At 29.8% G+C, this 10,048-nt stretch carries 7 protein-coding genes; all 7 read right to left on the minus strand.

The window, feature by feature from the left end:
• Nucleotides 1-154: 154 nt before the first annotated feature.
• The 7 genes from NAB20_RS00090 to NAB20_RS00120 all read right to left on the minus strand — a co-directional run bounded on the left by NAB20_RS00090 (nt 155) and on the right by NAB20_RS00120 (nt 10,035).
• Entirely contained in the window at nt 155-838 is a 684-nt protein-coding gene (locus tag NAB20_RS00090) for a prolyl oligopeptidase family serine peptidase (RefSeq protein WP_088392675.1), read from the minus strand.
• Between the two features lies 1 nt (nt 839).
• Entirely contained in the window at nt 840-1,793 is a 954-nt protein-coding gene (locus NAB20_RS00095) for a MoxR family ATPase (protein WP_088392671.1), read from the minus strand.
• Nucleotides 1,794-1,939: 146 nt separating this feature from the next.
• Entirely contained in the window at nt 1,940-3,580 is a 1,641-nt protein-coding gene (locus NAB20_RS00100) for an SWIM zinc finger family protein (RefSeq protein WP_375605301.1), read from the minus strand.
• 103 nt (nt 3,581-3,683) lie between these two features.
• Nucleotides 3,684-5,036 (minus strand): peptidylprolyl isomerase, encoded by a 1,353-nt coding sequence (locus NAB20_RS00105; RefSeq protein ID WP_105195806.1) that lies wholly within the window; start codon nt 5,034-5,036, stop codon nt 3,684-3,686.
• A gap of 20 nt (nt 5,037-5,056) precedes the next feature.
• Complete coding sequence (locus NAB20_RS00110) at nt 5,057-7,012, minus strand: peptidylprolyl isomerase (protein ID WP_375605302.1); 1,956 nt, start codon at nt 7,010-7,012, stop codon at nt 5,057-5,059.
• Between the two features lie 142 nt (nt 7,013-7,154).
• Nucleotides 7,155-9,110, minus strand: a complete 1,956-nt coding sequence (locus NAB20_RS00115; RefSeq protein ID WP_088392663.1) for an OmpA family protein — start codon at nt 9,108-9,110, stop codon at nt 7,155-7,157.
• Between the two features lie 10 nt (nt 9,111-9,120).
• On the minus strand, nt 9,121-10,035 hold the full coding sequence (locus tag NAB20_RS00120) for a type IX secretion system membrane protein PorP/SprF (RefSeq protein ID WP_088392661.1): 915 nt from the start codon (nt 10,033-10,035) through the stop codon (nt 9,121-9,123).
• Between the last annotated feature and the right edge of the window lie 13 nt (nt 10,036-10,048).

Consider the following 10,048-nt stretch of genomic DNA (forward strand, 5'->3'; position numbering starts at 1 on the left):
ATTGTCTAAAAATTTTCCAAACAAATATCGCAATCGTTCATTATTTTTTACCAAAATATCAAAATCTGCACTTTATATTTAAAAATAAATAAAAAAAACAGGTTGTATTTTAACGAAATAGAACCTGTTTTGTTTTTAAAAAATATGTTTTTTATTATTTTTTAGCTTTTATATATTTAAATAACCAATCATAAAAGCTGTCTTTATGAAAATAACGTTCTACACTACCATGATTCCCATTGGGCTCTATTGTAAAAGTGGCATCTGCTTCGGGTATACATTTTTTTATAGCTTCGTATACTTTTGAAGATTCTCGTAAAGGTACTACAAAGTCTTTTGCTCCGTGAATGATCCATAAAGGAAGTTGTGCTAGATTAAAACTATCTGCTGTATTTCCTCCTCCACATATAGCAACAGCTGCTGTTAATTCATTGGGGTATTTCCCTGCAAAATGCAGAGTTCCATATCCTCCTAAACTCATTCCACAAACATAAATACGAGTTGCATCTATAGCATAATTTTCTTTTGCATATTGAATAAGTTCTAGTACTTTATCTGGATTCCAAGCTCCTTTAGCTAATTGAGGTGCCATAACTACTGCATCAATCTTACGTCCTCGTTCTATAGCACGAAGGACGCCGTAGCGTTTTACGCGATTCAAATTGGTACCAGAGAGACTTTTTCCGTGTAAGAAAAGTAATAAAGGTAATTTTTCTCCTTCTTGGGGTGCTTGTACCCAAAAAGGATAGGAGGTTTTCCCTTTAACAGCCTCAATTTTTTTAGGTTTCTCTTGAAAGGATAAGAAAAACAGCGCTATTATTATTCCAATCCATCTCATATTAGAATAATTTTTGAATAATACTTTCTTCTGTAATCCCTTCGGCATCTGCTTTATAATTTTTAACAATACGGTGACGTAAAATCCCTATCGCTACAGCTTGTACATCTTCTATATCAGGACTAAATTTACCTTGTAAGGCCGCATGCGTCTTAGCAGCTAGTATTAAATTTTGTGAAGCACGTGGCCCAGCTCCCCAATCAATATAGTTTTTTACTAAATCGGGTGCTAAAACATTATCCGGACGAGTCTTGGAAACTAAAGTTACCGCATACTCGATCACATTATCTGTAACAGGTATTCTACGAATTAACTGTTGAAATTCAATAATTTCATTTGGTGTAAATAATGGTTTTACGTTTGCTTTAAAATCTGATGTAGTACTTTTAACCACCATTACTTCTTCTGCAAAGGTTGGATAGTTTAACTTGATAGCAAACATGAAACGATCTAATTGTGCTTCTGGTAAGGGATAAGTTCCTTCTTGTTCTATGGGGTTTTGAGTAGCTAATACAAAAAAAGGCAGCTCTAGTTTATAATGATGTCCTGCTACTGTAACTGATTTTTCTTGCATCGCTTCTAAAAGTGCTGCTTGGGTTTTTGGCGGTGTACGATTTATCTCATCTGCTAAGATGATATTAGAAAAAACAGGTCCTTTTATGAATTTAAAAGTGCGATTTTCATCTAAAATTTCGCTTCCTAAAATATCAGATGGCATTAAATCTGGAGTAAACTGAATACGTTTAAAGTCCAATCCTAAAGCTTGCGAAATAGTATTGACCATCAGGGTTTTTGCCAATCCTGGCACTCCTACTAAAAGTGCATGCCCACCAGAAAAAACGCTTAATACAATTTGATTGACTACTTCTTCTTGTCCTACAATTATTTTGGCAATTTCTGCTTTTAATTCTTTTTGTTTTTGAACTAATCGTTCTATAGCTGTTACATCTGACATTCTATGTTATTTTATATTTTTTGATTTTAAAATTGAAAAACATATAAAATCATAACTCTTTCATAAGAAAACTTTTTCTTTTAAAAAGGTTAAAACTAATGTTTTTATTTGATTTAAAAAAATTTGAAACAAAGCTAATTAGTCATCTAATAGTTTTTCCATAATACTTTTAGCACTTCATTAAAACCTCTGAATTGTTTTAGATAAAATTCCAATTGTTTTTCATCGTAATTTTTTATTATAAATTGAACAATTTCGTTTACCTCTTTTTTCTCGTATAATGATGAATTACGGATATTGCATAATGCTTTTAAGAATTTCATTTCCGACATTTTAAAAGCATCTTCTTTGTATTGATTAAAAATGGTATAACTATTTGTTTTATTTAAAATATCAAAAAGAAATTCTTGTTTCCCTTCATCTTTTTTTAATTGATAATACAACTCAAATGCTTCTAGATTTCCAGAAACTATGGCATTAGTTGCATTTGTCAACAAAGCTTGTCTGTACTTTTTAAAATCTTCTGAAGGAGCATATTTTTTTATTAATTCATAATTATTTAGACTAAAAATATATTTCCCGTGTCGTGCTAGTAATAAGGCCAATTTATCATTTTGCTCTAGTTTGCGATATAGTTCATCTAAAATTTTTACATAAGGAATGTTAAATTCCTCATAATAATAATTATTGGCAATTTGATCTAAGGCGTATTTTTCTACTTTTTCATTTTCGCCTAGTTCTTTTAATGCTTGAATAAGTAAGAGGTTATAGTCGTTTTGGAATTTTACAGGTTTAAAGATTTTTACGTATTTAGCAAACAACCCTTGTTCAATATAAATAGGTAAAACAAATGCTTTTAAATGAAAATTTTCTAAGCTCCAATTTTCTTTTTTTTCCAAAAAGGGTTTTGTTTTTTCTTCCAATTTATTCAAGAAAAAAGCAAGTTTTAACTCGTTTGTTTTTGAAAATTTATAAATCTTATCTGTATAAAAAAAATGGGTATGTTTTTCATCTGTTATTTCAAAGGCTATCAAATCCTCTACTCTTTCACACCATAGGTCAAAATCTTTTAGTAATAAAAGATTTGTAATAAAGGTTTCTTTTATTTTATTGATAAAGGTTCCTATTCGAGTCGTATTTAAATAATAGTCATCATAAAATTGCCAAAGTTCTTTGGCTATATAATTAATATGTTTTAGATTTTCTAGGGTTTGATTTTGTAAAAGAGCATCAGTATAAGGCTTTAGACTTATTTGAAGAGTATCTATAATTTTTTTAACCTCATTAGTTTGTACTGTTTTTCTTTTTCCTATAATGGATTTTATAGATTCATTAATAACAGCTGTAAGCTTTTCTTCTGAAATTTGAATTTCTTCTTTAGAAAATTTATTTTTAAAAACAAAGGCTATTTCTTTATTGGTATTTAACAAATCCGCTATCCAAATTCGCAAATCAAGATCTGAAATAGCTTCTAATAATTGATCTGATTCGGACTGTTTTTTAAGGATTCTTTTTTTTGATGTTTCAGTTGTTTTTGTTTGATTTTTTAAAAAATCAGCTAATGCTACCATATGTATACAAATGGCTCCATCTGAGCAATCACAAGAGGTTGTTTCTATTTGCTTTTTAGAATTTAGTCTTATTTGTACATCGTAACTTTTATCTTTTTGATCTACATAAGCAACAAATAAATTAGGTTCTAATTGATCTAAATCACGAACAGTTAGTTTCTTTATTTCTTTTAATTTTGTATTATTTTCTTTTAAAAAAGCAGTAAGAGTAGACATAGATAATAGTTATAAGAAACTCTTTCTTATAACTATAAATAACAAAAAAAGAGTTAATTCTATAAGGACATAAAATTAACTCTTTTTCTATCAAAATAAAAAATTATTTCTTTAACCAGTTATTTGTAAAGGTACAATCACGGTACTCTCCATTAATTTTGATATAAGTTTCTTTAATTTTATCTGCACTCCATTTCCCAATTTCTTTTAATTGTTTTTCTTTTAGTGCTAATTCTTTTAAACGCAGATAATCTTTTGCGTAATCCGCTGTATGCTCTTCAAAACGATTAGTTACGGTCATAATTTTAAAAAACTTCGCTCCTGTTCTATCTTCGTCTGTTACAGGATACGATATTTCTCCGTCTTTTAGGTTTGCTACTACTCCGTAAATAGAAGGATCCATTTTAGTCAATTCAAAACGAGTATCTTGTGTTTTGGGGTTTATCAAAACGCCTCCATCATTTTTAGTTTCTTTTTCATCAGAAGACTGTCGAGCTGCTTGGGCGAAAGTTAACTCTTTATTTAAAATACGGGATCTAATTTTTTCTATTTTTTCTTTTGCTTCTTTTATGGCTTTATCAGATGCTTTAGGTGCAATGACGATATGGCGTAATTCTAAATCTTGTCCTTTTATTTTTTCTAATTGAATAATATGATAACCGAATTCCGTTTCAAAAGGTTCTGAAATTTCTCCTTCTTGTAAACTAAAGGCTACGTCTTTAAACTCTTTTACAAATTGGGTTTTGCGATTCATCTTATAATAACCTCCATTATTTTTAGATCCTGGATCTTCGGAATATAAAACGGCTTTAGTAAAGAAACTTGCGCTATTTTCTAGCACTTCTTTTTTTAACGCTTTTAATTGATCGATAATGGCTTGTTTGGATTCTTTAGTTATTTCTGGTTTTATTACAATTTGGGCTAATTCCATTTCTGCTCCAAAAACAGGTAATTCTTCTTTGGGAATTTTTTTATAGAAATCTCGTACTTCTTCGGGAGTAATTGTTACACGATCTACAATTTTCTTTTGCATTTCTGCCGTTAATTTATTTGATTTAATAATATCAAATAATTCTGTTCTCAATTCTTGTTCACTGTTTTTTCTATAGTATTCAACTACTTTTTCAATTGAGCCTAATTGTTGTTTGGCGTAATCTAATTGTTCTTCTAATTTTTGATTTACTTCTGTATCGGTTACATTAATACTATCTTGAACTGCTTGATGTGCATATAGTTTATCTTCTAATAATTTACCTAACATTTGACAACGAGAAATTTCTTTTGTATTAATTCCTTGCTGTTTTAGTTCTATATAGGTTTTATCAATATCTGAATCCAAGATTATATAATCTCCAACTACTCCAACTACACCATCAACTTTTGTTTTTTGAGCAGTAGTCGAAAAAACGGCAATGAATAAAGTTAGAAAAACACTTACTTTTTGAATTAATTTCATTTTTATGGCTTTATTACTTTTTATTTAGATGTTTTTAACTTTTCAAAAACATTATTATTTATATTAACTTTAAATTCTTTTTTGAGTTCTGAAACCCAATTATCTTCAAGATATTGCTGATAATCACTAATAACTTTGCCTTTAGTTTCTTCCAATTCTTTTTGTTTAGCTGGCAAAATTTTTAACACTTTGGTAACGTAAAAATACTCTTTTTCTTTATAAATTTTAGAAATACCTTCTTTTAAAGGGATATTAGCATTATTCCCTTCTTCAATTGTTTCTTTTTTAGGTATGACATTAATTACTTCTTTTGTATTTAATTTTTCTTTTAAGAGTTCAATAGAGGCATTTTCTTTTAATAATTTTTGTGCTTTTTTAACAAATTCTTCATTAGTAGAAGATACGGTTATTACTTCTGCTCTATTCTTCCATTGATATTTTAATTTATTTTCTTGAAAATATTTTTTAAGTCCGATTGTATCTTGTTTAGCCTTATTCCAAATTTCCTTTTCCATTAAATCAAATAACAATAAACCATCTCTATACTCTTCTACAATATTAGCAAAATCAGGAAATTCCTTTTCTAAATTTTCATTATAATAAATATTCAACTGATTGTCTATAAAATTAGCATATAACTGATCTACTAGTTTACCAATTGGTTTTATTTTTGATTTTGCTTTTTGCTGTGAATTTAATTCATTTAAAAATGTGGTTCCTGCAATAGATTTATCTACTATTTTTACTAATTCGCCATCAAATTGTTTTTTATCTTCTGGCATTTTCCATTCTGTAGTATAATAGCTGTCTGTTACTGTATTTTTAATTTCTGTTAACATTTTTTCATTATGTTTTACAGAATATTTTTGACGTAGCTTAGATGTTAATGCGGAAACAATTATTTTAGAACGATCATCTTTTCTTATTTTAGCATCCAATTCACGTTCCATTTCTTCTATTTTTTTTACAGGATGCTTTTCTATAAGTTTTACTATATGCCAACCAAACTGACTTTCAAAAGGTTCTGAATAATCTCCTGTATTTTTTAATTCAAACGCTTTGTTTTCAAAAACATCGGAACTTAATTGACCTGAACTAAACCGAGGTAAAGTACCTCCTTTAGGAGCAGAACTTTTATCTTCTGAATATTGATTAGCCAAAGTGGCAAAATTTTCTCCTTGTTTTAATTTTGCATAAATATCAAAAATTGAATTTCTCGATTTTGTAATATCTAGATCTGTATTACTTTGAGATTTTAGGATCATGATATGAGCCACTGTTACCTCTCCTCTATTTTCTCTTATATCTTGTACTTTTATCAGATGGTATCCAAATTTTGTACGCACAGGCATAGAAACTTCTCCATTTTTTGTATTATAAGCTGCGGATTCAAAAGGATAAACCATACGAAAAGCAGAAAAATATCCTAGATTCCCCTTATTTTCTTTAGCCGAAGGATCTTGAGAGTACTGAATAGCTAATGACTCAAAAGACTCTCCTTTTTGTACTCTACTTTTTATATCCTGAATTTGTTTATAGGCTTTTAAGGTATCTTCAGGAGTTGCATTTTCATCACATAAAATTAAAATATGTGCTGCTTTTATTTCTTTCTTAATTCTAGTATATGCTTCATTTATTAATGCTTTGGTAACTTTAATATCAGAAGTATAATTTTTAGCTAATTGATTTCTATAAGAACGTAATTCATTTTTGTATTGTTCTCCATTTTGCAAACTCAGTTTATTAGCTTTATTAATTTTTAATTTATAAGCTACATATAAATCTAAATAAGCATTTAAATCTTTTTGTGATTCATCCTTAACTAGATCAATATTCTTATTATAAACTCGTAAAAATTCATCAGTATAATAAGGATTTTCATCAATTGTAAACAATATGTCTTTATTTGTATTTTGTGAAAAACTTACAGTAGAAACTGTTAACAATACTGTAGTTAAAAAATTTTTCAGATTCATTATTCTATTGTTATTTATAAATAGCAAAGCAAAAATAAGAATTAGAACACATTAAACAAGTAAAGATAAATCTATTAACAAAAAATTATTAACGAAAAAAGCACCTTTTCCAAGGTGCTTTTTTAATTAAGTTCTGATTATATTACATTTTTACGATAATAAACTCACTTCTTCTGTTTGCTTGATGTTGTTCTTCTGTACAAGAAGATTGGTTCGTTGGTTCACATCCACAATCATTTACTAATTGTGATTCTCCGTAACCACGACCTGTTAATCGTTCTTTGGCTATGCCATTTTTAACCAGCCATGCTACTGTTTCTTTGGCTCTACGGTCTGATAACTTAGCATTATATGAGGCTGTTTGACGACAATCTGTATGTGATCTAACATCTACTTTCATACTAGGATATTGTTTCATCACTTCTAAAATCTTAGCTAATTCTACTGCTGCATCGGAACGTATAAATGATTTATCTAAATCAAAATAAATAATTTTTATTTCAAATATTTTTGCTAAATCAGAGCCTTCTTTTATTTCTCGTACTTTTTTAGCGGTATCAATAGGTAGATTTGTTTTGCCTGTTTTATTTGGAATATTTACTGGTTTTTCTTTGGTTTCATAATCTTCTTTTTCTGCTCTAACGTAATATTTTTTACCAGCTGGAACTTTTTTGAAATCATAAAATCCTTTCTCATCTGCAATAACTTTTCCTATTTCATTAAATTTTTCATCATATAATGTTACAGTTGCTCCTGGAATTACTTCTGAGGTTTCTGAATTAGTAACGACTCCTGATAGCTCGTGTTGAATTTCTAAATTTAATGGTGATTTTTCTATGAAGCTATAAATATCATCTAATCCTTTACCTCCTACTCGATTGGATGAAAAGAAGCCTTTGCCTTTTTCATCTATGATAAAGGCAAAATCATCCATGGGACCATTTACTGGGGATCCTATATTTATTAAATTGGACACCATTCCTTTATCGTCTAGTTGGGTAGCATAAATATCTAATCCTCCTAATCCTTGCTGACCATCAGTGGCATAATATAACACGCCTTTATCTGTAATAAAAGGAAAGGTTTCTCTTGATTCTGTATTGATGGTATTGCCTAAGTTAACAGGTGTTCCGTAGCTGTTTTCTCCTAAAATAGCAACCTTGAACAAATCAGATTCTCCGTATGTTCCCGGCATATTGGAGGCAAAATATAATGTCTTTTCATCAGGAGATAAGGCAGGATGCGCTACACTGTATTGATCGCTATTAAAGGGTAATTCTACTACATTTACCCACTCTCCTTTTGAATTTAAACTAGCTCGATAGATTTTTAAATTGATGATTTTTTTATCATCTCTTCCTACTTTTCCTTCATTAAAATTATTGCGGGTAAAGTAAACTGTTTTTAAATCTTTTGTAAAAACAGGAGAATCTTCGTGGTACTTTGAGTTGATTGCTTTAGAAAAACGAGTAGCTTTAAGAAGGTCGTCTCCTATTTCATTTTTATCGGCAACATACAGATTGGTAAATGATTTACCTGTCCATTTTGCTTTTGTTTTAAATACTCCAATAGTATCTCTTGTTGAGGCAAAAAGAACTTTATCTCCATAAAATGCTGTACCATAATCCGAAGAACTACCGTTAATACTCACTGGTTTTATCTCAAAACGACCTGAATTTTTTGCAATAGTGTTTTTATAATCTTTTTGATTATTAAATATATTCGCTCGGGTATCCTTTGATGTTAATTGATAAAACTGATTCATATACGCATCTGATTTTTTATAATCTTCTAATGATTTAAGCGTTTGTGAATAGCGATAATAGTACTCAGGATCTACCGTTTCACCTAAAGTAAACAGTTCAGTATACCACTTATTTGCATCAACGAATTTAGCATTGTAATAATACGAATCACCTAAGCGTTGAAATAACTCTTTTGATTTGTATCCTTTTTGAGCTACTTTTAAGTAGGTATCAATTGCATCGACGTATGCTAAACCATTATAGTGATTACCGGCTCTTATGATTTTTTTCGCTTGTGCATATCCTCCATGCAAAGACAATCCTAGTACAGTAAATAAAATGATTTTTTTCATAATAATAGTTTTAGAAGAAACGTGGGGCTACCACTTTTTCTACTCGTTTAAACAATTCATAACGTAAAAATACTTCGTGTGAACCAGAATTAAAATTCCCTAATCTGGTAACATCTCGATCATAGGCGTATCCTATTAGCCAAGAGTCGTTAATCTGAAATCCTGCCATGGCACTCCATGCAGCACTCCAACGATAGGCCGCTCCCAATGAAAATTTTTCATTAAACCAAAAATTACCTGATAAATCAACTTGTAATGGGGCTCCGTTTACATATTTTATCATAGTTGTTGGCTTAAACTGCACTTCACTACTTAAACGAAATACATGACCCGCTATTAAGTGTGGGTGCATACGCTCACTTGCTACGTATTGCACGTCATTATCGTAATATTTTTGCTCCAATATAAAGGGAATTGATAAGCCTACATAGGTCTTCTCTGAATACCAAAATGCTCCAGCTCCTACGTTAGGAAAAAAACGATTATCTACATTTTGTCTTATCAAACCATCCGACACATTATGAATCTTAGTTTTGTTAAAATCAACACTAAAAAAATTTGCCGTCCCTTTTATTCCAAAAGACAATTTTGATCCCTCTGAAACTGGAATATTATAACTTAAATCTACCGATATCGCATTTTCATCGGAAGGCCCTATTTTGTCATTTATTACACTTACTCCTAATCCCATTTTATTGTTAATTCCTAAAGGTGTACTTAAGGCTAACGTATTGGTCTTAGGGGCTCCTTCTAAACCTACCCATTGGGAACGGTGCATTATTAAAGCACTAAAACATCCTCTAGTTCCTGCATAACCTGGATTTACATTAGCAGTGTTGTACATATATTGAGTATACTGTGCTTCTTGTTGAGCAAAAATAACTCCGCTCATTAAAAGTAGTAAATATATAATTTTGTTTTTCATATCATTTTCTTTT

This window comes from Flavobacterium davisii (genome assembly GCF_042182265.1).
Classification (GTDB): Bacteria; Bacteroidota; Bacteroidia; order Flavobacteriales; family Flavobacteriaceae; genus Flavobacterium; species Flavobacterium davisii.

Bases quoted from the DNA above. Each gene is read 5' to 3' on its own strand.
- NAB20_RS00090 (WP_088392675.1), bottom strand. From the start codon at position 838: ATGAGATGGATTGGAATAATAATAGCGCTGTTTTTCTTATCCTTTCAA.
- NAB20_RS00095 (WP_088392671.1), bottom strand. From the start codon at position 1,793: ATGTCAGATGTAACAGCTATAGAACGATTAGTTCAAAAACAAAAAGAA.
- NAB20_RS00100 (WP_375605301.1), bottom strand. From the start codon at position 3,580: ATGTCTACTCTTACTGCTTTTTTAAAAGAAAATAATACAAAATTAAAA.
- NAB20_RS00105 (WP_105195806.1), bottom strand. From the start codon at position 5,036: ATGAAATTAATTCAAAAAGTAAGTGTTTTTCTAACTTTATTCATTGCC.
- NAB20_RS00110 (WP_375605302.1), bottom strand. From the start codon at position 7,012: ATGAATCTGAAAAATTTTTTAACTACAGTATTGTTAACAGTTTCTACT.
- NAB20_RS00115 (WP_088392663.1), bottom strand. From the start codon at position 9,110: ATGAAAAAAATCATTTTATTTACTGTACTAGGATTGTCTTTGCATGGA.
- NAB20_RS00120 (WP_088392661.1), bottom strand. From the start codon at position 10,035: ATGAAAAACAAAATTATATATTTACTACTTTTAATGAGCGGAGTTATT.